Origin of the sequence: Paenibacillus sp. EKM212P, assembly GCF_011066115.1 — a bacterium.
GTDB classification, from domain to species: Bacteria; Bacillota; Bacilli; order Paenibacillales; family Paenibacillaceae; genus Paenibacillus; species Paenibacillus polymyxa_B.
In genome coordinates, this window is the sequence record NZ_JAAMNR010000001.1 from 440,201 (window position 1) to 463,321 (window position 23,121).

21 protein-coding genes, 1 pseudogene and 1 other annotated feature are annotated in these 23,121 nt (G+C 44.0%); of the genes and pseudogenes, 5 read left to right on the plus strand and 17 right to left on the minus strand.

What is annotated here, in order from left to right; all coding sequences use genetic code 11:
• Positions 1 to 246: 246 nt before the first annotated feature.
• The 3 genes from G9G54_RS02030 to G9G54_RS26185 are packed head-to-tail and all read right to left on the minus strand — an operon-like array spanning position 247 to position 1,269.
• The gene (locus G9G54_RS02030; protein WP_165175779.1) at positions 247 to 807 is read right to left on the minus strand and encodes a GNAT family N-acetyltransferase; all 561 of its coding nucleotides are present in this window, start codon (positions 805 to 807) and stop codon (positions 247 to 249) included.
• Positions 808 to 866: 59 nt separating this feature from the next.
• Positions 867 to 980: a DUF2500 family protein gene (locus tag G9G54_RS26180; RefSeq protein ID WP_238807626.1), complete on the minus strand. Its 114-nt coding sequence runs from the start codon at positions 978 to 980 to the stop codon at positions 867 to 869.
• 4 nt (positions 981 to 984) lie between these two features.
• Complete coding sequence (locus G9G54_RS26185; RefSeq protein WP_238807628.1) at positions 985 to 1,269, minus strand: DUF2500 domain-containing protein; 285 nt, start codon at positions 1,267 to 1,269, stop codon at positions 985 to 987.
• A 366-nt stretch (positions 1,270 to 1,635) separates the two neighbouring features.
• On the opposite strand from G9G54_RS26185, the gene nrdI reads away from it, so the two are divergent.
• The 3 genes from nrdI to nrdF all read left to right on the plus strand — a co-directional run bounded on the left by nrdI (position 1,636) and on the right by nrdF (position 5,250).
• On the plus strand, positions 1,636 to 1,995 hold the full coding sequence (gene nrdI / locus G9G54_RS02040; RefSeq protein ID WP_016819181.1) for a class Ib ribonucleoside-diphosphate reductase assembly flavoprotein NrdI: 360 nt from the start codon (positions 1,636 to 1,638) through the stop codon (positions 1,993 to 1,995).
• Positions 1,982 to 4,066, plus strand: coding sequence for a class 1b ribonucleoside-diphosphate reductase subunit alpha (gene nrdE, locus G9G54_RS02045; protein WP_165175781.1), 2,085 nt, complete (start codon positions 1,982 to 1,984; stop codon positions 4,064 to 4,066). Before nrdI ends, nrdE begins: the two co-directional genes overlap by 14 nt.
• A 218-nt stretch (positions 4,067 to 4,284) precedes the next feature.
• Positions 4,285 to 5,250: a class 1b ribonucleoside-diphosphate reductase subunit beta gene (gene nrdF, locus G9G54_RS02050; RefSeq protein ID WP_029516760.1), complete on the plus strand. Its 966-nt coding sequence runs from the start codon at positions 4,285 to 4,287 to the stop codon at positions 5,248 to 5,250.
• Positions 5,251 to 5,443: 193 nt separating this feature from the next.
• Here nrdF and G9G54_RS02055 read toward each other — a convergent pair whose 3' ends face one another.
• From G9G54_RS02055 to G9G54_RS02110, 12 genes and pseudogenes are all read right to left on the minus strand, one after another.
• Entirely contained in the window at positions 5,444 to 6,697 is a 1,254-nt protein-coding gene (locus tag G9G54_RS02055; RefSeq protein ID WP_165175783.1) for an MFS transporter, read from the minus strand.
• Between the two features lie 154 nt (positions 6,698 to 6,851).
• Positions 6,852 to 7,325 carry a MarR family transcriptional regulator gene (locus G9G54_RS02060; RefSeq protein WP_165175785.1) on the minus strand — a complete coding sequence of 158 codons (474 nt, stop codon included), beginning with the start codon at positions 7,323 to 7,325 and terminating at the stop codon, positions 6,852 to 6,854.
• Positions 7,326 to 7,556: 231 nt separating this feature from the next.
• A complete protein-coding gene (locus tag G9G54_RS02065; protein WP_238807768.1) occupies positions 7,557 to 7,952 on the minus strand; it encodes a VOC family protein in 396 nt (131 codons plus the stop codon).
• A gap of 7 nt (positions 7,953 to 7,959) precedes the next feature.
• Positions 7,960 to 8,190 (minus strand): annotated as a pseudogene (locus tag G9G54_RS25330) (GrpB family protein); the annotation flags it as partial.
• Between the two features lie 90 nt (positions 8,191 to 8,280).
• Positions 8,281 to 10,389: a class I SAM-dependent methyltransferase gene (locus tag G9G54_RS02075; protein ID WP_165175787.1), complete on the minus strand. Its 2,109-nt coding sequence runs from the start codon at positions 10,387 to 10,389 to the stop codon at positions 8,281 to 8,283.
• Positions 10,390 to 10,511: 122 nt separating this feature from the next.
• A complete protein-coding gene (locus tag G9G54_RS02080) occupies positions 10,512 to 12,044 on the minus strand; it encodes an NAD(P)H-binding protein (RefSeq protein ID WP_342355945.1) in 1,533 nt (510 codons plus the stop codon).
• 237 nt (positions 12,045 to 12,281) lie between these two features.
• Positions 12,282 to 12,626, minus strand: coding sequence for a DUF3024 domain-containing protein (locus G9G54_RS02085; protein WP_238807630.1), 345 nt, complete (start codon positions 12,624 to 12,626; stop codon positions 12,282 to 12,284).
• Between the two features lie 235 nt (positions 12,627 to 12,861).
• Positions 12,862 to 13,833: a glycoside hydrolase family 43 protein gene (locus G9G54_RS02090; RefSeq protein WP_076264286.1), complete on the minus strand. Its 972-nt coding sequence runs from the start codon at positions 13,831 to 13,833 to the stop codon at positions 12,862 to 12,864.
• Positions 13,834 to 13,873: 40 nt separating this feature from the next.
• Positions 13,874 to 15,259 carry an arabinan endo-1,5-alpha-L-arabinosidase gene (locus tag G9G54_RS02095; protein ID WP_165176707.1) on the minus strand — a complete coding sequence of 462 codons (1,386 nt, stop codon included), beginning with the start codon at positions 15,257 to 15,259 and terminating at the stop codon, positions 13,874 to 13,876.
• Between the two features lie 80 nt (positions 15,260 to 15,339).
• Positions 15,340 to 16,182: a carbohydrate ABC transporter permease gene (locus G9G54_RS02100; RefSeq protein WP_025723511.1), complete on the minus strand. Its 843-nt coding sequence runs from the start codon at positions 16,180 to 16,182 to the stop codon at positions 15,340 to 15,342.
• 27 nt (positions 16,183 to 16,209) lie between these two features.
• Positions 16,210 to 17,100, minus strand: a complete 891-nt coding sequence (locus G9G54_RS02105) for a carbohydrate ABC transporter permease (RefSeq protein ID WP_013309768.1) — start codon at positions 17,098 to 17,100, stop codon at positions 16,210 to 16,212.
• Positions 17,101 to 17,193: 93 nt separating this feature from the next.
• Entirely contained in the window at positions 17,194 to 18,537 is a 1,344-nt protein-coding gene (locus G9G54_RS02110) for an ABC transporter substrate-binding protein (protein WP_029516750.1), read from the minus strand.
• 508 nt (positions 18,538 to 19,045) lie between these two features.
• Between G9G54_RS02110 and G9G54_RS02115 the strand changes: the two genes are divergently transcribed.
• Positions 19,046 to 19,975 (plus strand): ArsR/SmtB family transcription factor, encoded by a 930-nt coding sequence (locus G9G54_RS02115; protein ID WP_061828569.1) that lies wholly within the window; start codon positions 19,046 to 19,048, stop codon positions 19,973 to 19,975.
• A gap of 56 nt (positions 19,976 to 20,031) precedes the next feature.
• On the opposite strand, the gene G9G54_RS02120 is transcribed toward G9G54_RS02115, so the two are convergent.
• Both G9G54_RS02120 and G9G54_RS02125 read right to left on the minus strand, forming a co-directional pair.
• A complete protein-coding gene (locus G9G54_RS02120) occupies positions 20,032 to 20,742 on the minus strand; it encodes a DUF1361 domain-containing protein (RefSeq protein ID WP_165175789.1) in 711 nt (236 codons plus the stop codon).
• A gap of 93 nt (positions 20,743 to 20,835) precedes the next feature.
• Positions 20,836 to 21,444 (minus strand): DUF1349 domain-containing protein, encoded by a 609-nt coding sequence (locus G9G54_RS02125; RefSeq protein ID WP_165175791.1) that lies wholly within the window; start codon positions 21,442 to 21,444, stop codon positions 20,836 to 20,838.
• A 189-nt stretch (positions 21,445 to 21,633) separates the two neighbouring features.
• Positions 21,634 to 21,872 (plus strand) — a binding site (T-box leader).
• Between the two features lie 42 nt (positions 21,873 to 21,914).
• Between G9G54_RS02125 and G9G54_RS02130 the strand changes: the two genes are divergently transcribed.
• Positions 21,915 to 23,099, plus strand: a complete 1,185-nt coding sequence (locus G9G54_RS02130; protein ID WP_165175793.1) for an aminotransferase class I/II-fold pyridoxal phosphate-dependent enzyme — start codon at positions 21,915 to 21,917, stop codon at positions 23,097 to 23,099.
• Positions 23,100 to 23,121: the final 22 nt, after the last annotated feature.

Below are 23,121 nucleotides of genomic sequence, written 5' to 3' on the forward strand. Positions count from 1 at the left end.
CTTTTAATGAAATATTATAGGGCTGACAGACAATGCTGTTCAGCCCTTCTACATACTTATCTGTAATAGCCCCTGTGGGTATCTCAAACAAAAAAATACTTACAAAGAATACAACTAGTAAGAAGTTCGCACTCTGCAAAGAAAGTCCTTTAGCTAATAGAAAAAGGATGAGCGTAGTCCCCGTGATTTCACTCATAAAAAATTGAAGAAAGCTGACGGAGTAAAATAGCTTATGAGATTGCACTCTTAGGATTCCGTCGCTTGCTCTGCAGCCTCGTATTCGCTTCGCAAAATCCCCATCTGAATAATGTCATAGTATTGCCCTTCCCTGAATAGCTTTTCCCGTAGCCGCCCTTCCTCCTTGAAGCCGCATGCCAAATAGCAACGGTGTGCACGTTCATTGAACGCATAGACCTCCAGCTCCAGCCGATGCAGATTCAGCGTATGAAATGCAAATTTTTGTAACAGCCGGATCGCTTCCCGTCCGTAGCCTTTGCCCAAGTCACCGTCACGCCCGATCACAACACCAAGGGTGGCGTGCCGATTTACCCAGCTGATTTTGAATAAATCCAGTTGTCCGATATAGTCCAGTGTGTCTTTATGCGCAATGACAAAACCTTTGATCTCGGGGTTGCCGTCAATCATCATCTGCACAAAGGATTCGCTATTCACCTGTGAATGCGGGTAGATAAACACGTCGCTTAAACCACGTGTGATTTCCGGGTCATTGACCCATTTTCGGATAGCTGGTACATCTTCTTGACGGTATTCTCTCAATACAATTCGTTTTCCAATGATATGCGGCATCGTAATCTTCCCTCCAACTATGTATTTGTTTTGGCAATACTAACTCCCCGCCAACACCTTTATGCTTCCATTACTCTTACAAACTCCAGAAAACGTGTACCTTTATAATGAAGCTCCCCACGATCCCCGATCACAATCATACCAAAGTCCGTATCCTTCACCTCCAGCTCCATACGCTCACCCCCCGTCAAACTCAAAGGTGATATAATAATATGTCGAAGCTGAAAAATCGCCTGATCCCCCACGTACTCTCGTCCGTTTATCCACAACCTTACATGAACGTTGTATCCGTTCGGCTGCTTGATTGGACAGGCCCGCTCCTATCGTTTTGACAATTCCCATAATCATTACAATAGCAATGAGTCCAAATACGATAAAAAAGATCATATTAAACGATTGAAATTCCATAAAATCATTTCCCATCTGCTTCATCCTTTCTACAGTAAAATGTAAATTTTCCATTCTATTGCCCATTGACAAATCGTACATCTTCACCCTCAAAAACTCCAATACTTTTTTAACATACTTACGAAAAAAAAGTTCTTTCGCTCTTTTCCGTACCCCGCTTGGACTTATACCCGATCTGGGTCCGCTGATCCCCTCTAGACCGATTGACAAAACTATATATAGATATAAAATAGAGAATGTACTCTAAATATAGTGTAAAAAACGTATTTATGCCCGATATCTTGAAGATACAGGTATGAAAATACATGTAAATATAGAGTCAAAATCTTAAATGGCGCAGCCAGCAAGGGATTCCATCTATAATAGATCCCAGGCAATGCGTTTTCTTTTTTCGTTAATTGTTTAAGGAGGTTGCATACCATGCTGATTGCATATGATTCGAAAACCGGCAATGTAAAAAGATTTATAAACAAGCTCAAGCTTCCAGCGGTTCAGATCGAGGAGCAAATGACCATAGAAGAACCTTACGTACTTATTACATATACAACTGGGTTTGGGCAGATACCTGAGAGGGTATCTTCCTTTTTGAAAAAGAATGCTCAAAACCTTGTTGGTGTAGCTGCAAGCGGCAACCGTAACTGGGGTGAGAAATTTGCCAAAAGTGCGGATTTGATTGCCGATCATTATAATGTCCCCGTGATTAGTAAATTTGAATTATCTGGAACGTTCGGAGATGTAGAGCGTTTTAAACAGGAGGTGAGCCGAGTTGCGGCATATTGAATTGAACAACATGTTGATGAAACGCGATACAGACGGCTTTTTCCAATTGGAAAAAGACCAAGAGGCTGTAGCAGAGTTTATGAAGGAAGTTCAGGAACGGAGTTTGAAGTTTGCTGACACAGCCGCTCAAGTGCTGTATATGATTGAGAATGATTATTACGAAAATTTCTATAACAGCTACACGGCTGACGAAATTAATGATATTTTCCATATCACTCATAGCTATAATTTTAAATTTCCTTCCTATATGGCAGCATCCAAGTTTTACACCGACTATGCAATGAAGAGTAACGACCGGAAAGTCTATCTGGAACATTACCCTGACCGGGTTGCTGCTGTCGCGCTGCATTTAGGACGCGGTAACGCCGATACGGCACGCCTGTTGTCCCGCTCGATGATGGAGCAACGCCTCCAGCCAGCAACACCAACCTTCCTGAATGCAGGCAAAAGCCGCCGTGGGGAATTGGTATCCTGCTTCCTGCTCGAAATGGACGACTCCCTGAACTCAATCAACTATGTGCTGAACACCTGCATGCAGTTGTCCAAAATCGGGGGCGGTGTTGCGGTCAACCTGTCGAAACTGCGGGCACGCGGCGAAGCGATTAAAGGCGTAGAAGGCGCAGCAAAAGGCATTATGCCTGTGCTGAAGCTGATGGAAGACGGTTTCTCCTATGCAGATCAAATGGGGCAACGTAAAGGCTCTGGGGCAGCCTATTACAACATTTTCGGATGGGACGTGCTTGAGTTCCTGGATAGCAAAAAGATCAATGCTGACGAAAGAGTACGTCTCAAGACACTTTCTATTGGATTGCTGGTGCCAAACCGCTTTTACAAGCTGGCTCAAGATAATGAACCGCTGCATGTATTTGCTCCTTACAGTGTGTTCAAAACCTATGGAACGCATCTGGACGACATGGATTTGGATGAAATGTACGACACGTTGCTCGCTGACGATCGGGTGAAGAAAAAAATAGCGATGAGCGCACGTGACATGCTGACGAAAATTGCCATGATTCAGTTGGAGTCTGGTTATCCATATATCATGAACAAAAGTAACGCGAACCAGGCACATGCTCTTAAAAACGTGGGTCAAGTCAAGATGTCGAACCTATGCACGGAAATCTTCCAGTTGCAGGAAACTTCCGAAATTACAGATTACGGCCAACAGGATACCATCCGCCGGGACGTGAGCTGTAATCTAGCTTCTCTGAACATTGTAAATGTGATGGAACATGGCAAAATCCGCGAATCCGTTCACGAGGGTATGATTGCTCTCACCTCGGTCAGCGATATGACCCAAGTAGCTAATGCACCGGGTGTTGCGAAAGCAAACCGTGAAATGCACTCCGTCGGACTGGGTGTTATGAATCTGCACGGCTATCTTGCCAAGAACAAAATTGCGTATGAAAGCAATGAAGCGAAGGACTTTGTCCGTACCTTCTTCATGACGATGAACTATCATTCCATCGAAAAAAGTATGGAAATCGCGAAAGCAGCTGGACAAAGCTTTTATGGATTTGAGGAATCGGATTATGCGACAGGCGTATATTTTGACCGATACCTGAACACAGATTATCGACCAACAACTGCACGTGTACAAGAGTTGTTCAAAGACATCTATGTTCCGACTTCAGCGGACTGGGACAAATTAAAAGCAGATGTGATGAAAAATGGTCTGTACCACGCCTATCGGATGGCGATTGCGCCGACTGCTAGCATTTCGTACATTCAAAATGCAACATCCAGCGTCATGCCGATTGTTGAGCAGATTGAAACCCGTACCTATGCCAATTCGACGACCTACTATCCAATGCCTTATTTGCAAAAGGATAACGTGTTCTTCTATAAATCTGCTTATCAAATGGACCAGTTCAAAGTGCTTGATCTGATTGCAGAAATCCAGCCGCACGTGGACCAAGGAATTTCGACCGTGCTTCATGTGAACAGTGACGTGACTACGCGTCAGTTAGCACGTTGCTATCTGTACGCTGCACACAAAGGACTTAAATCGTTATACTACACACGCACCAAAAAGCTGTCTGTGGAAGAGTGCCTTACCTGCTCCATCTAAAGCATAAATGGTAACAAGCTGTAGTATAAAAATTAGATTTTGAATAGATATAGATGCTTTGCATTAGAAGCTGTATCCAGCGTGTGGTTCAGACCTTTACGGGACTGGACAGACCCTCGCGGATACAGCTTCCGTATGTCAAGCATACGATGATTCGCCTGCACTATTTCAATGTGTGTTTCCAGGGAATCTCGCAAGCTGAAGGGAGAATGCTAACAATGACAGGTATACAAGCTGTAAACTGGAATCGCTCGGACGATGATTTCACACTGATGTTCTGGAACCAGAACATTATGCAATTTTGGACGGATGATGAAATCCCGTTGTCTGACGATAAAATGTCCTGGGTAACCCTCAGTGATATCGAAAAAGAAGCCTACATGAAGGTGCTGGGCGGATTGACGCTACTGGATACCATTCAAGGCGGCGTGGGTATGCCGCAAATTATGGAGCATGTGGACGGACTGCAACGCAAAGCCGTACTAAGCTTTATGGCGATGATGGAACAAATTCATGCCAAGTCGTACAGTAGCATCTTTACAACGCTAGCTTCGACCGAAGAAATTGACGGTGTATTCCGCTGGGTGGAAGAAAATCCACATCTCCAAACCAAGGCAGAAACCATTCGTCAGTATTATATGAATATCCACACACCGAAAGACCTGTATCTCGCGATGGCAGCGTCGGTGCTGTTAGAAAGCTATTTATTTTATAGCGGCTTCTTCTACCCTCTTTATCTGGCGGGCCAGGGCAAGTTAACATGCAGTGGAGAAATTATCGATTTGATCCTACGGGACGAAAGTATTCACGGTGTGTACGTAGGTGTACTGGCACAGGAGATTTATGCAGAATTGGATGAGGAAGAACAACGTGATCTTTACCAGACGCTGGTAGGCTTGTTGCGCTACTTGCACAATAATGAGGAACAATACACCGAGCAAATTTACACGCCTATTGGACTCGTAGACGATGTGAAAGTCTTTTTGCGCTACAACGCCAACAAGGCCATGATGAACTTGGGCTTTGATCCACTGTTTGAAGAAGAGGAAGTTAATCCCATTGTATTCAACGGCATCAGCACTCACACTAAGCAACATGATTTCTTTTCTAAAAAAGGAAACGGCTATGTGCGGGCGATGAATGTAGAGCCGCTGACAGATGATGATTTTAATTTTGGCGTGTAAGTACAAATACGTGAAATTAATTTAGCAAGGTGATACTATGAAGAGCCGTCCGCATGCGGATGGCTCAGACTGTAAACAAAGTAGATAGTATACATATTTTAGGATTTTGCAAAATTCGATTCCAGTCGCTCCGAAGTGCAAGATATAGACGAACTAAACCATTTCGATCTATATCTTATTCATTGGAAGTCGCTTATGGGATTTTTGCAAAATCCTTATTTACTTGCGTTCGCTTATATAAAACTGGTATTGCCGCTGCTATAAGGATTATACCCATAAAAGCGGGTGCGGCATGACCAAGTGATACATAGATTTGACCTCCAATGATAGGCCCCATCATTCTTGCTAAAGCCTGAATAGATTGACTACCTCCTTGAATCCTTCCTTGTTCACTAGAATCAACAGACTTGGAGAGCATCCCATTGAATGAAGGCCCAAAGACTGAATCACCAAAACCAAATATAAACATTCCAGCGATAAAAAGAGGATAGAATGAGAACAAAGCCGATGCTGCAATAAGACTATAGCCTATAATCTCCGAAACCATTCCAAGAATGGCTATCTGTTTATCACTAAGTTTTCTCAAAAGCTTTGGCATGATGAAACCTTGTGAGATAATGTCTTGGACACCCATAATTGAGAACATAAGTCCGATTAGTGCAGGCTTCCAACTAAAAGTATCCATTGTAAATTGTGAAAAAACGGCCTGTAAAGATCCGTTGGGTATCCAAAGTAAGAACGCCGAAATAAGTAGCCTGTTTAAGTTTTTCATGGAAAGCAGGTTTGCAAGCTGTATGAATGGATTAAGTCTTACAAAAGTAATTTCTTTCAGTCTATGTTTCTTATCAAGGCTCTCAGGCATAAAAAAGAACCCATATATAACATTCACTAAAGTTATGATTGCTCCAAAATACATGGGTATAGAATAACCAAACTTGGCGAGTAATCCGCTTACAGTTGGGCCAATGACAGTGCCTACACCTACAACCGCACTCACCCATCCAAAGTATTTGGTTCTCTGTTCTGGAGGAATGATGTCTGCAAAATAGGCGAAGATCGTGCTTATGCTCCCACCTGTTATACCCTCTATTATGCGTCCCGCAAATAGTACCCATAGAGCTCCTCCCATGCCAAAAACCAAGTACCCGATTGCGGAACCCAAAAGGCATATTAAGAGCAATGGACGACGGCCATATTTGTCACTCAGAGCTCCAAGCACGGGGGCCGCAAAAAACACGCAGAAGGCATAAACAGAGGTCAGCAGCGTGACAACGATAGCTTGTTCTCCCGGATTGCTTATATAAGGCTGTACTAAGAATGGGACGACAGGTGCTATGATACTGAAGCCTATTCCGCAAAGAAACACAGAGATAAGACCGAATATTAAAGCGTGTTTATCTACGGTTTGTTCTGTGTTCTGTTCATTGTGTGATCTAAATTTGAACATTAAATTCTCCCCTCAAAAGCTATGTTTTTATTTCCTTGGAAGCAAAAATATCGTATCACAATTTTGCTTCCTCGGCAACAAAATAATAGAAAAAAAAGGCAGCCTGTTCTCAATAGAGCCTGGCTGCCTGTGATTTGATTTTCATTATTCAGATTTATTCCGACTTAATATCTATACCCTGTTTCTTTATTTCTGCATCCAAATGCCTATTATACTTTTCCACGAAGCTAAGCATACTATCAAATTGTTCCTCGGTTACCTGTTCAAACACGGCTTTATCTCGCTCTTGAAACTCTTTATGAAGGTCCTGATGGATTTTATAAATTACTTTCCCTTGCTCCGTAAGCCGAAAATAGATTTCTTTCTTGTTATCCGGCTTCTGGTAGCTTTCGATAATGCCTTTTTTTATGAGCTTCTTAGTTATTTTACTTATGGCACCGCTAGTCATATAAAGGGACTCCGCAAGTTTTGTCACGTTGGAATCTATATTTCTTTCAATGTATTCGATGCAATGGACTTCAGAAGACTTATAACCCTTAAGACTGTCTTCCATCTTATCCTTATTAAGCCACACCATCTTGTTATATAAGTCCCTGAAACCCATTATGACCTGTTCTTCTTTGCTCATGGCCTGTCCTCCCACCCGTTGGTGCATTAACAACATAATATAATATATTTTTGTTTCTATTTCAACAAGCGTCTAAGCATGCAGTAAATAAACCTAATCTACTAAACGGCAAGCAGGGTAAAAAAGATATCACTCCCCATGCTGTATGTATATTTATTCTTCAGACGAGGACATACACGCAAAAAAACGGCCAGATCGCTAAAGTAGCGGAATCAAGCCGTTTTCCATTTCTTAAGACCGAGCCTCTGTGAACATTTGAAAGGTGACACCAAACTTGTCTGTTACATTCCCATAAGCTGGACTAAAATGGGTTTCCTGCAAAGGCATTCCCACCTGTCCTCCTTGCTGTAGAGCATCAAACATTTTTTGAGCTTGCTCCACACTATCGGTTGTAATACAGATGCTCACCTGATTCCCACTGCTAAACGGTGATCCGGGAAAGGTATCAGAAAACATGAGCTCTGTCTCACCCACTTTAAGGGTAGCATGTCCCACACGTTCCTTGACCTCTGCGGGAATGGGAAAATCGGGGTTTTCCGGCATTTCCCCAAAGGTTTGAATAAAAAGCAGTTCCCCATTCTCCACGGCGAAAGAAAGCTCTCTCTGGAAAATCAGGCTTATGTACATATTCATATTGAATACCCTGTAGACGCTCTCGATGTTCGGATTGAAGACTTGCCAACTCTTCCACTCCAACCATAATATCAATAATAGCCTTGGCTCCCAGATCGGGAACGGACGTACTACCGATATGCTCTATGCCAACACATACATCTCTGAGAGCCTCTACAATTTTCCTTTTCTCTCGCATATACTCTTCAGCCCACTGCGGGTCATACCCGGATATTTCCACCTGCGAGGACATACATGAACACACCTCCACTAGCTTTCTAAAAAATGCCTTCTAATCGTGCTTGGCACAAATCAGAAGGCATTCTCTTGTTCAAATTAAAAATCATTCAGCAATTCCAGCCCTATCATTTGGCTTCTCAATCACGATCAGACAGGTGCTGTCTGGCAAAGGAACCCGCTGGCCCTGCTCATCCATGAACTCAACACGGCTGGACAGCGCCTCGGCATAGCCCTCCTGTAAATAGTGGCGGCTCACCCTGATAATCGCTTGTGGTCCAAGTGTGTTACGAATACGCTCTTCATACTGTGACGGGGTAAAATAACCAAACTGCTCCTGCACTTCATGCACATAGGCTTCCGCCCCCCATGTATAGGTATATAGAAATTCCATCGCATCGTTTACTGGCAAAACAGCCTCATGCTCCCCCACACGCTCTATTTCAATGTGGCGGCCCGCAAAATCTTGCGCATACCGCATCAGCCATTCCATTCCATCCGGCTCCAAGAATCGAATTCGTCTGCGCTGCTCTACTGGTTCGGTCATAATACCGTCACGAATGATGATACGCCCGCCGGGTGCAAGCACACAATAGGCACTCTGCAAAGCAGCCTCCACCGTTTGCGGATTGAACCGAATTCCATCTCGTTCGATGTAGGAATAGAGCTCGTGAAGAATCGAAGAGAATATAACCGTGTCCATACTCCCCGTTTCCACATATTCCTCCAACCGAAGCGCATCTCCTTTGATGACATCCCAACGATGGCGCTCCAATTGCTTTTTACGTTTAAGTGCCTCAATGACATTCACAGAAATATCAAGACCTAATGGCTTCGCATCTGGTCTTTCCTGTTCGATCAGATCCAGCAGCACGCCCCCGCCGGGTCCAATATCCAGTATACGGGTTCCAGTCACATAATCCAAAATGACCCTTTTGTAATCTACGGTCTGGTTCATATCTGTAAGATACGTTTCCTCATTGTGAAAGCGATCATAAGCATCACGCCGTAATCCGAACAGATCGAACAGCAGCAGGACTGCTTTGTCATACAGAGGCGTTTTTTCTGCTTCAATACAAAAATCGATTAGTTTCTCAGCCGCAGATGAAAATACAAAATTAAAAAATACAGTACTCGGCAGCTCCTCTTTATGCTCCACGATCACACTTAAGTGAGGATTATGCTTCCGTTTTCCTTTTGAGATGTCCTGCCAAGACAGTGCACTTAAATATTTTTCTATCATTCGTTTTTTATATACGTTAATTTTCTTGACACCACGATAGTCATAATACATCGTATTCATGAGCGATTCGAAACTGATATGGCGAACGGTTGCAGGCTGTTCCTGCCCTGTGCCATCCCTCAATGTGAGTAAAAATACCTTTACCAGTTCTTGAAGTGAAAAATCCTGCAAAGCTGATTCTACATACCAAAGTGTCCGATTCTCCAAGGGAGCCAGCGCCTTCTCTACATTCAACTCCCGCTCTAGTTCTGCGTAAGCCTGCTCGAACGGCTCCCCTTCATGAATGGAAACCGACCGTAATCTCTCCAGTCGCTCCTTTACACTCCAGACTACAGGTGCGTTATCCCATGCAATCCAGCCGATCAGCTGCTCCACTTCACTGCGTACTTGGTCCCATAATGCAGGTTCTACCCCGGCGATAATACACTCATTCAGAGCCCGTAAAACAAGCTCCAGTTCCTCAGGGCTCAGCCAGCCCTTACGAGTAATTTCAAGCAGCAGTCGATTTTCCGCAAAAGGAATTTCTCCCCGTATATATTGCCCAATCAATCCATGCGTTTCAATCAGGATCCGGGTCATGCTGTTGCGCGGGTAAGCAGGGGATTCTGCTTGAGCCTGTCTGACATACAGTTGGGAGGAGCCAATATTATGTACAAATAAATTAATGCCCTCATGCTGCCAGCGTAGCCGTTCGCGGACTGTGCCTCCTTTGGCTGTCTCAGACCATACCAATACATCCTCCAGTAGCTCTTTAACCCAGAATGACAATGGAAGTCCGTCCAAAATAAGCAACGTACGCTCCACGTAATCCAATACAGGATTGGCATCCTTTAACTCACCTATGGATCGAATGCGTTCCAAATTTACAATACGCTCCTCAGCCGAAACAAGCAGCTTTAACCAAGTCGGTGTATCCCAGGCCAGATCATTTTCTTTCCTGTAATTAGCAATGGCTTTTAACGATTGCAGCATTTTTCTCACCTCGTGTGATTCGGATTCGGTATGCACAGGAGACTTTGGATAAGACATTTGGATTAAACCTTGTATATATTACACTTTACCATACATTTGCAGCTTCCATCTCGTGGAAAATATTAAACATTTGTATCAATCAACCGCTTGACATACTTTCCAAACTCATACATAACCCCCAAGTGCACTTTGGCCTGTGTATATTTATAAATAAACCAAGGCAGCGATGACACATAATCATGAATGGCTACGACGCAAATATTTGTACCGGGAATTTGCAGGAACTCAAGCCTGCCGTGATGGTCTTCCCTTACAGTAGCAAAAGTACCTCCTGTGATTCGATAGAGTGCAAACTCAGAGGTGCTCTGCACACGGTCATAAGTCATTTCTAACAACGGCTTTCGACTACCCAAAAGATACAACTGATAGGTATCCGCGCCCCCTGTCTCGACACGCACCCAAGGTTTTGCAAAGACCGGAAGCCAGGCCAAATAGCGCTCCCCGGCCCATGTTGCATCCTTACCAGGCGGGAGTTTGATCCGTTGCACCGAGCGTACATCAGATTTTAATGATCGAATTGCTGACTTTAACGGCTTTTTGGACTTGCTATGGGAATTCTTCTTATGCCGATATTCTTCTTCCTGTTCGAGTGAGATTCGAGCTGCCTTGTCAAAGGAAATCTTCCCATCGCTGATGCCTTGAACCTTATGTTTTCGTTGCGCCACCATCGGATGAGCCAAGCTTTCGATCAGCGGATAAGCCATCTCTTTGGGGGCTCCAGTCACTAGCGTAACCCAAAGGCGGGACAGTTTGATCGTCAGCAACGGCACATTAAAAAAACGACGCTTTTTATCCATTATTTCTGCTGTTCTTTGCATCATTTCTCTATATGTCATAACCTCCGGCCCGCCTACATCTACAATTTGTTCATCAAGAGTACGGTTGCCAATGCTCCGATCCAGCGCATTCAAAATATCCTCCAATGCAATCGGGTGGGTCTTGGTTCGGGTCCAACGAGGCAGAATCATGACTGGTAATCTGCGAACGAGCTTGACCAAAATTGGAAACGATGAACCCTGTGGGCCGACGATCAAGCCTGCACGAATTGTGGTTACAGGTACTCCAAAAGACTTCAATACACGCTCAACCTCCAGACGGCTGCGTAAATGTCGGGATAGTTCATCCTCACTTGTATGCTCGGGAAGGATACCGCTCAAGTATACAATCTGCTTCACCCCGTTATTACGCGCTGCCCGGGCAAAATGCTCTGCCAAAATCACATCCATATCCTCAAATGTTCCTTGTGTCAGCTTCGCTGAGGGCAGCATGGAATGAATGAGATATACGGCATAATCCGCTCCATGTAATCCTTGATTTGCATCCTCCATGGAAAAAAAATCACACGAGCACCATTCCACGTGCTCTGTATTTTTACGCTGATCTCCACTGCGGGATAAGGCAATGACATCTGCATGCTCAGTCAGCCTCTGCAGCAGATTATGCCCGATATAACCACTGGCGCCTGTCAGTGCAATTCGGGATCTGCCTTTTGGATACAATGCTTCACACTCCCGCTCTACTTGTCTTATCTCAGGTTCCGGTCGATACTGCTCATCTATACGACTTTGTCTGTCATTACGTTGCTGCTCATTCACTACACACCGCTCCCCACTCGTTATCACGCTCTGTGTTTCACATACCCTGATTTACAGTACCCGTAACAAGCCCCATGACAAGACATGGAAACGTAAACTAGACAGTGCCACCCCAGACAAAACAAATGACCGTAACTTCCATATAAGGAATTACGGTCAGCCTGTTTACTTCCATATACAGTTTAACGGATCGACTCCCACTACCTCCATTTTCCGAACTTATCATTCTGCACTGCATTAAGCTGTCCAAAAAATACCTGCTGGATCTATTTCTACCTGTTCGAGCTGTTCTTCAAAGCACGGATTAGGTGCAATCTCTTTTACACGCTGCCAGCTTTCAGCCTCTTGCCGGGCATATACATGCCAATGATTTTCTTCCCAGCGAAATTGAACAATATCCGTGCGATCCCACAACTCAGTTTCATTAGAAGGCCTTTCTTCCGTCAAGATCAAACAGTTATCCTCTATTTGATAAATAAGCCGCACGTCAGAACGCACGTAGCCTGGCACCTTTAGCGCAATATAGCCATTCAGCAGGTATTCAACCTGTTTAACGGTAAACGGATCAATCCGCTCGTTCACGAGATTTCCACCCCTTGATCAATTCGTAAATATTACGATTTAAATATAGCAGAAATCGAAGTTTTTGAAAAGAATCCTCCTTGCCGTCCCAAAAGCAAAAAGATATCCTCCAGCCTGAAGGCTCAGAAGATATCTTATTACCCTTGTTATACGCATCAAAATCATGGTTTCCTATGATCTCCAGAAAGTTACAGTGCCGCTGTGCAACACGTCAACCATCTATAAAAGATTTCGCTTATTTATCAACAGAAACGCCATCGGGTACTGGAATACCAAAATCAGGTGTTCCATCTTCCTTCCAGTTGAACGGCTGAACACGTGTATGACGATTCGGGTCATACAGCGGGTCGCCTGTAATTTCCTTGTAATTCCGGGCGTGATATACGATTACATCGCTACCGTCAGCAGCAACCGTAAAACTGTTATGACCTGGCCCGAATTGTCCTGTTTCCTCATTGGTGCAGAATACCGGCTCAGGTGATTTCGTCCATGATTTCGGATCAAGTAAATCCGCATTCTCATCTGCTGTCAACAGGCCCATGCAATAATTGTGGTCAGTGGCACTAGCTGAATAACTGATAAAGATCCGCCCATTCCGTTTTAGAACTGCTGCTCCCTCATTCACCTTAAAACCGATGATTTCCCAATCATATTCAGGAGTGGAGATCATGACCTGCTCACCGCGCAGTGTCCATGGATTGCTCATTTCAGAAATATACAGATTGGAATTACCGACGATGTCAGGGTCCTTCTGAGCCCACACATAATACAGAACTCCATTATGCTGGAAGGTTGTCGCATCGAGAGCAAACGTCTCCCAACGGGTTTTGATCTGTCCTTTCTCCACCCATTCCCCTTCCAGAGGATTAGCTGAATCATTTTCCAGCACGAACATCCGGTGGTCGAACAGGCCTTCCTTCGTTTCCGTTGTACGAGCTGCTGCAAAATAAATGTACCATTTGTCGTTAATATAATGAATTTCCGGTGCCCAAATGTTCGCACTTAACGGGCCCGTTTCATATTTGTGCCACACTGCGACAGGCTCTGCTGTACTCAAGCCTTGAATAGTACTTGCTCGTCGAACCTCAATGCGGTCATACTCTGGCACAGATCCGGTGAAATAATAGTATCCGTCACTATGCTTGTAAATCCAAGGGTCTGCCCGTTGCTCAATGACCGGATTATTAAAGGGTACAGATTGATTCATGGTTTTTCTCTCCTCTATGTGTAGTATGTAGTTCATACAATTAATCGCTGATACGCTTTCCCCAAATGGAAATTCCCTTTTCATTCATACCCGTGAAAATTAGAGTATGGCGACCGAGCTCCCAGTCCCATGAAGGAAGCAATAACAGTTCTTCCTTTGTTCCTTCGGATGTATTGCTCCAATCCATTGTTAGAGTACGCTTGCCATCAAAGCTCCAGTGACCTTCAAGAGAACCACTGGTTGCCCGCCCTCCATCTTCCAAACGGAGCGGTTCAGCTTCCACCTGACCATCTACTTCCTGCCTTATCACGATGCGCTCCCAGTTGCCGGATAATAGCCTTTTGGGTATATCCTGCTCCTTTTCCCCCGCATAGCGCTCCGGAGAGACGACCGGCCAGCCCTCTGCCGTCCATAATATTTTGCGTACATGCAGGTACGGCCAGCTCTTGTCCCTTTCTCCCCGCGCATGATGTACAATATAATAATCCGCACCGTCCTTCAGGATAGAATTGTGACCTGGCGCAACCCAGCCTTCTACTTCGCTGAACCGATAACCGCCCAATACCTTGTTTCCGATCTCGTATTGAGGCAAATAGCTGGTATCTGCCATATCATGTCCATTCATGTCCACATAAGGGCCTGTGATAGAATCTGAGCGAGCAACGCGAACATTGTAGTCCTCGAACAAAGAATCATACGAGACGAACAAGTAGTATTTACGGAACATTGGATTGTACACAATGTAAGGCCCTTCTACAGCACCGTCCTCAGTTGCCCGATCTCTGGCAGCGATATTTTTACCATAGCCAGATTCTTTGAGCTTTCCAGTCTGGGGATCAAGCGGTGTAATATAAATACCGCCGAAAAAAGAACCGTATACCATCCATGGATTTCCCTCTGCATCCAGCACCGGATTGGCATCAATCGCATTCAGCTTGTCATCCTCTCCCGTTTTAACGACCAGCCCCTCATCCTTCCAAGGGCCTTCTGGGGAGCTGGATGTCTGCAATCCGATCGCAGACCGTGTGCTGCCAAAGGTAGAAGCGGAGTAATACATCCGATAGGTATCACCCATCTTGATGATGTCCGGTGCCCACAGATTGGTTGCTGAGGACCACGCCTCCGCTTCCTTTGGAATGCCGGGGAGTGCATGCTGAACCCAGTTCCAGTGAATCAGATCAGTCGATTTGCGTACCATAACACCAGGTCTCAATTCTCCACCTGTCTTTACATCCGTTGAGTAGACATAATAGCCTTGATCTGTTTTGATAATCGCCGGGTCATGTGCATTGTTAATGGTCCAGCGCTGTTCATCGTTAATCGTACTTTGATCATACAATTGATCGGGAGGCGGAGCCTGCGGATACACAGGGTCCGGAGTGTTATCCCCACAGCCGGATAGACCCAGCATGAGCAGCATAACCATAACTGTTATTCTCCTCCTTCCTTTACCCATTACATATTGTGACTGCCTTACATCGTTCATCCGTACCCTCCAAGTGTCAATTAACCTTTGACACCCGAAATGGCAACCGATTCAATAATTTGTTTCTGGAAGATCAAGAATATAATCAGTACAGGTAACAAAGCTATAATGGATGCTGCCATTATAAGCGGATAGTCCGTCTGAATGGCGTAAGTCGCATTAAAATTCGCGATAACCAGTTGCAGTGTCTGCGTTTCTGGTGAGTTCAAGTAAATAATCGGTGCCAAATAATCGTTCCAAATCCCCATGAACCATAAAATAAGCTGTGCCGCAACTGCCGGCTTAATGAGCGGGAATGTAATCGACGAATAGAGTCGGAAATAAGAACTTCCGTCAATTTTCGCAGCTTCGATAATGGCATCCGGTACGCTAAGCAAGTACTGCCGCAGGAAAAAGATCATAACTACATTTCCGAACAAACCTGGAACGATCAGAGGCAAAAGTGTATCGACCCAGCCAAGTTTGGAAAACATCATAAACTGTGGAATCATAACCGTTGGGTATGGAATCATCATAGATGCGATGAGTGCCAAAAACAGTTTGTTTTTATGAGGGAATCTCAGCTTTGCAAATGCAAAAGCGGCCACACTGGATGTGAAGGTACCTACAACGGTAACACTTACAGCCACAATCACGCTGTTCTTGATCCCGCTTAACAAAGGTCCTGCTTCCCAAATTTCTTTATATTTCCCAAACTGGAACACCTCTGGTATCCATACTGGTGGAAGAGCAAAGACATCCTGCTTTTCTTTCACCGAAGTGGACAGCATCCAAAGCAGCGGCGCGATCATCACAATCGCTCCAATCGCTAGTACAATAAAGATAATGATATTGGTAACTTTCGTTTTTTGACTATGGGACATAATCAGACTCACTCCTTTCCGCGAAAATCAATCCCCATCAAAGGACGATTTTTCATTCATTTTAAATTGAATCAAAGTTACGATAAAAATGAAGATGCCGAGAATCATAGCCATCGCGGAGGCATATCCCATTTGCAGGTTTTTAAATGCCTTATCCCAAATATAAAAGACGATTGAGGCGGATGAGTATTCCGGACCCCCTGTAGGTGTCATAATGTTCATTTCAGTAAAGATTTGCGAACCACCAATGATATTAGTTACGACTAGGAAGAAGGTTACTGGTTTCACCATTGGCCATGTAATATTGCGGAACATCTGGAATCCGCTCGCTCCATCTAGCTCTGCTGCTTCATAATAAGAGCGAGACACGCTTTGCAGGGCTGCCAAATATAGCAACATCGTATATCCGAGACCCTTCCAGACGGTCATGAGAATCAAGGCTGGTTTGACCGTATCCTTATCCATCAGCCAGTTAGGACCCTTAATACCGAATATTTCGAGGAATTGGTTCACCAAACCGTAATCTCCGTTGTACGCCCAGTTCCACATAATAGAAACGGCAGCCAATGAAGAAATAACCGGGATATAGTAAATCACACGAAATGTTGTCGTACCTGGAATCTTGCGATTCAAACCTAGTGCCAGCAGTAAAGCTAGTACAAGACCGATTGGAATACCCAGCATTAAGAAAAGAGTATTGTACATCGATTTATAAAAGAGCTCATCGCTAAATAAATCTTTAAAATTGTCGAGGCCAATAAAGTTCATTTGTCCCAATCCGTCCCAGTCTGTAAAAGAGCCGTATAACGAATAGACAAACGGGAATAACGTAAAGATTAGCAGACCGAGAATAGGTGGAAGAATAAATAAGTATCCATATACCTTCTCTTTGCGGTAGAGATTAGATTTGGTTATCACAGGGCTCACCTCTGTTTCTAATTTGGAATGAAGATGATGTTAGCAGCATGATATTTAGCCACTAACATCATCCTTTTTTCCTCTATTTACGCATTATTTCTGTGATTTTTTCTCTTGCTCCACCGCTTTATCCAGCAGTTTCTGCATCTTCGGTTGTTCTTGTTTCACATAATCTGCCGCCGTAATTTTACCATCCAGTACAGGTTGAATATCTGTGAAGAAAATATCGTACCATTCTGCATTATACGTATAGTTGCCTGGTAATGAGCGTCCATAGTCATTCACGATATCAATAAACTCTTGTTTATTGTTAGGCTTGGTTTTCGTATCTTTGGACCATTCATCAGCCATGTCCAACAGATTCGGAATTTGTACCTTGGCATCTACGAGCTGCTTCATTCCTTCTTTAGAAGTTGTCAGATAGTTAACCAGTTCAACAGCTTCATCCGGGTATTTTGTTTTAGAGGAAACGCCGATACCCAGAGAACCAATCCATGTTGCCGATTTGCCAGTCGATCCGGCTGGGAACGGCAGCAAATCATATTCAAATGGCAGTTTTTCAAATGTACTCATATCCCAAGGACCTACCGGGAAGAATGCCATTTCGCCCTTCATCCAACGTTGGTATGTGTCCAATGTTTGTGATTGTTCAATACCAGGTGTGATTTTATATTTGTTTTGCATATCAGCAAAGTACTGAAGCGCTTCCGCAAATTTCGGATCATCAATCGTTACTTTAGTTTTGCTCTCATCCAGCCAATCAGCCCCATTACTCCATACAAAGGCTTGCAATGCCCACTGAACGTTAAAGCCTGTACCGTATTGATCTGGCTTGCCGTCACCATTGGTATCCTTGGTCAACTCTTGGCTAACCTTGATAAATTCATCCCATGTATACGGTTTGTCTTTGTCAGGCAATGGAACGCCCGCTTTTTCGAACATCGTTTTGTTGTAGCCAAGTGCGAATGGACCTAAGTCCTTCGGCATACCGTAAATATCTCCTTGACCGGCCATTTTGCCGTCATAGCGATACAAATCTATACCGTATTTCCAGATGTTATCCAGTTTAATATCCTTGTTCTTCTCAATGTAAGGAGTGAGATTCTTCAACACCCCACTGTTTACATAAGCTTTCACGTCTCCAGGGGCAAAATAAAAGATATCTGGGAGGTTGTTTCCTGTAATCGCAGCTCTAAGCTTTGTAGCATATTGATCTGCTGCCGTCACGACCATTTTAACCTTTACGCCAGGATGTTCCTCTTCAAATTTCTTGATTACTTCCTTATAAGCCTTTTGTTCATCTGTTCCACCACGGAACATGAAGGTCAGTTCCTTACTTCCATCACTACTGGAACTTCCCCCACTACAACCAGCCAGTGCAGCCACCATTAACAACAGAACAACCATTGTTATTGCAAAACCTTTTTTCTTTATCAACCCGACCCCTCCTAAATTTAAATGAAACCGCATACAATCGGTGCTAAAATAACTTCATACCACTCGGCCTAATCTTTAACTGTGCGGTACACAACCCGTTGTTGATTGCCGCTGTGATTATCATCCCTCTCATGTACCGTATAATTAACATTTTTCTTTATCAATAATGAATTCGTTTACAAACAAAATATAGCATGCCTTTCCTCAGTTCGTCAATGTATTTTTCAATCTTTTTAAATAGTTATAAAACATAGGTTAGAGTAACATGGAAAGCAAAATTAAATCGTATTTAAGTTTATTTACATCAAAAAAACTAGAAATAAATCTTAAATGCGATTTGTTTATGAAGTAATCCCTAATTTGGAGTTCAATTCGCTCCCCTCTTGGTTTAGTAAAAAAAATTTACAAAAAAGAAGTTTACTTCTTTTTGATTTTATTTTAACATAAATCAAAGTAAATATATAAGCGCTTACATTACAATTTTTATAGATAAGGATGGTCTATAGCTATGATTTATATTAAGGACTTAATGTCAGGGTTAGATATTTTTAAAGCACTGGGTTCAGAAATCCGCATTCAAATTCTCGAGTTACTTGCTTACCAGGGACAAAGTATGAATGACATTGCCAACAAACTTAATTTGAGTAACGGTACCATTACAATGCATATTCGAAAATTGGAAGAATGCGGTCTTGTGGAGATCAATACGGTGAGCGGCAAGCACGGTACCCGAAAAATGTGTTATTTGAACAAGGATAAGCTGATGGTAGATTTGCGCAGCAGAGAACAAAAAAATGTGTATGAGGTTGAGATTCGCGTAGGTCATTACAGTAACTATCAAGCGTCCCCCACTTGTGGATTGGTGACCCGAGACAGCATTATCGGCGATTTTGATGATCCACGCTATTTTGCAGATCCCGGGCGGCTGGAGTCGGAAATGATCTGGATGGCCGAAGGCTTTTTGGAATACCGCATCCCCAACTATCTGAAAGCGAATCAATCCTTTAAAGAAATTCAATTCTCCGCAGAACTAGGCTCAGAAGCACCCTGCTATTGTGAGGAATATCCCTCCGACATTTGTTTTCACATTAACGGTATCCCTATTGGGCACTGGACCAGCGCCGGAGATTTTGGAGAAGTGCCGGGGGTTCTCAATCCAGATTGGTGGCCACCGCATTTAAATCAATATGGTATGCTCAAATTAATTCGCATCAATCAGCAAGGCAGCTTCATTGACGGGTGCCGCATTTCCGAAGTCACAATAGACGATATTAACCTTAACTATAAAAGCGACATTACACTCCGCTTATCCGTAACCGATCAATCGGAAAACAAAGGTGGGCTCACTATTTTCGGCAAAAGATTTGGGAATTTCAGTCAGGATCTGCTTGTGCGTGTGCTTTATGATGTGCACGGGGAGGACAACGCCAACTCCTGACACGCCACATGTAAAAATAGGCCGAAGCCTGTATTCATTGAATACATGTCCTCGGCCTAAATATCCTGATCCTCACTTAAAGAGATATAGATCAATAAATAAAAAATGACTGCTATCCCAAACACCAACCAGCAAAAGGACAGCAAATGAAGCCTTGTTACTGCATGTACTCCCCATCTCCAAATATCCGTAAGGAGCACCAGTGGCTGCAATAATATATCCCAGCTATTCCAGCGAGCAAATCTACCAATATATACGCCTATGCTGGCCAGCCACAACAACACAAATACTACAGCCCATGCGAGCCCACCTGAACAAATCCTCCTCAGCATATGGTGGATCACCAATACACAAAGGGATGTAAGAAAAAGGCCAAGCCCTGCTGCTGAAAAAGACGTAAATAAGATTAACCAAAATTGTGTGTTCAACCAAAAACGTGTATCAGGATTCACATCGTAAAAACGAAACGCATGAAGTAACTCAGTCACCAAATAAAGAGCATTCGGCAGAAAAAACAACCATACAATTGAGGAGAAAAATAAAAGAATAGTTCTCACTTTTGTACTTCGCAGTCGGGATAAAGCCATCATTCCCAGAGTGATAAAGACCGGAACCCAGGCCAGGAATATATCCCAATACAGAAATTGATACATCCTCGTTCCGCTTGTGGACTGTAAATACATAATGAGTCCGAAACAGCCCAACGTAGCTACAAGCAGCACTCCCAACAAACTGGGCAGCTTGTAACCCTTCCTTCTTAACAGCAAGTTTCCATCTACCTCCTGCCTGAGCATGCGTATATACGTCTTTTTAACCCCTATTTTATAGCGCTTTCATATTTAGAGAGGGCCTTTGTCTATTTACTCCACGTTTCGTATATCCTCGGATACATGGGTTGTTATCGTCAGTGCATCAAAGGTAACAGCACAGCCCTCCCCCACCGGAGATTGAGCAACAACTCCGACTTTGAGCTGGTTAGGAACATTCATACCAAAATATCTCGCCAGCCTCCAACGCTGACCGTCTGATGAATAATGAAATGCAAAGCAATTTCCAGCTCGTGCCACTCGTAAATACGGATTGGACACGTCCATCGCCCCAGAGACACAATCATCGGATGTATCCCGAGTGACCACACTAAGAATAGATGGAGTGCTTTCAAAATATTCAAAACACAGCTTAGCCCAGTGGGTATCATCCGCCATCATCATCAAGCATCCTGAATCATAAGGCTGCTTCATATCAACACGAACCCTCGTCCATATTGTAAAATCACCTTGAAGCGTTGTATGCAAAAAGGGTGCGGACGATTTTACCGCTGCGCCAGACGGATCCCTAAAGAAATCTGCCTGCGAAGGTGCAGAAATTTGCAAAGACTTGGAATCATCGAATCTCCATTCAGCCGGCTCATTGATCCAGCTCCAATCCGCCGGCAATACTTTACCGCTAAAGCGTTCAAATACGTTCATATGGATACCATTCCTCTCTGGCAATATAGTCATATAACACATTGAAATCTGGGGCACAATCCCCTTGATACCACTATATACGTTATTTTCCAGTCGTCAATAATGATGATCTGTCTTTAATGTTTATAAAAAAAAGACTTGCCATCCTGAAATGTTGTGCTTATAATTACACCTAACTTGATACGGTAACAAATTTCAATGACGAGAACGAGTAAGCTATACAGCGGATTTGCAGAGAGTTGGGGCAGGTGAAAGCCAACATTCCGAGGGTAGCCGAACGCCATCTCTGAGAAGCGGGCTGAACCTGAAGTAAGCTCTGCCGCCTTTCCAGCGTTAACCGGAACACGTATTGATGGATACGTGAACAGAGTGTCATTTCGTATGGAATGAAACTAGGGTGGTAACACGGGTATAAACTCGTCCCTTTACAGGGGCGGGTTTTTTTGTTTTTCAAAAAGGAGGAAATCATCATGACAAATGTATCGACAGCAGTATCTATAACCGATTTTTTGACTCCAGCTGTACGGGAAATGCCACCTTCAGGCATCCGTAAGTTTTTTGAATATAGTACAGGCAGAAAAGATATTGTATCGCTTGGTGTCGGTGAACCTGACTTTGTAACCCCTCAACATGTCAGAAAGGCCTGTATCACAGCACTGGAAAATGGTAAAACATCATACACACCGAATGCTGGACTTCCTGAGCTTCGTGAGGAGATTGCCGGGTATCTGGAGAGCAGCTTTAGCACATCCTACAACCCGACAGATGAAATCATGGTTACCATTGGGAGCAGTGAAGCACTGGATTTGGCACTACGCGCTCTGATCACCGCACACGATGAAATACTCATTCCGGCTCCATGTTATATTTCGTATTCGCCCATCACGTTTCTAAACGGAGGGCATACCGTAACCGTTGAAACCTCTGCGGATCAGCAGTTCAAGCTAACAGCTGAGGCACTCCAAGCCAAGCTGACTCCACGATCCAAAGTGCTTATTCTCTGTTATCCGAATAATCCGACGGGTGGGGTGATGACCTATGAGGATTGGTTGCCGATTGCCCGCCTGGTTGAGGAGCATAATCTTGTCGTTATATCAGACGAAATTTATGCTGAACTGACCTATGGACAGAAGCATGTAAGCTTCGCTTCTCTGCCGGGAATGAAAGAGCGTACCCTGCTCATCAGCGGCTTTTCCAAAGCATTTGCGATGACAGGCTGGAGGGTCGGCTATGTGTGTGGCCCAAGAGAGTTGATTTCAGCTATGCTGAAGATTCATCAATATACCGCCATGTGCGCTCCTATTATCGGGCAAATTGCCGCTATTGAATCCCTGCGTAACGGGCTGGAGGAAAAAGATCGTATGATGGAATCTTACAATCTGCGTAGAAAATGGTTCGTTGAAAGCCTATGTCAGACAGGACTGCCATGTCACGAACCAAATGGTGCCTTCTATGCTTTTCCCTCCATTATGCACACAGGGTTAAGCTCAGAGCAGTTTGCCAAGCGGTTGCTGGAAGAAGAAGGAGTCATTACTGTACCCGGTTCCGCATTTGGCCCAGGCGGCGAGGGCTTTATCCGCTGCTCATATGCGTCATCGCGAGAACAGTTGGAAATGGCTTTGGAACGCATTAGCGCATTCTTGAAACGTCTATAAATGCGATTTTTCCTATCATAAA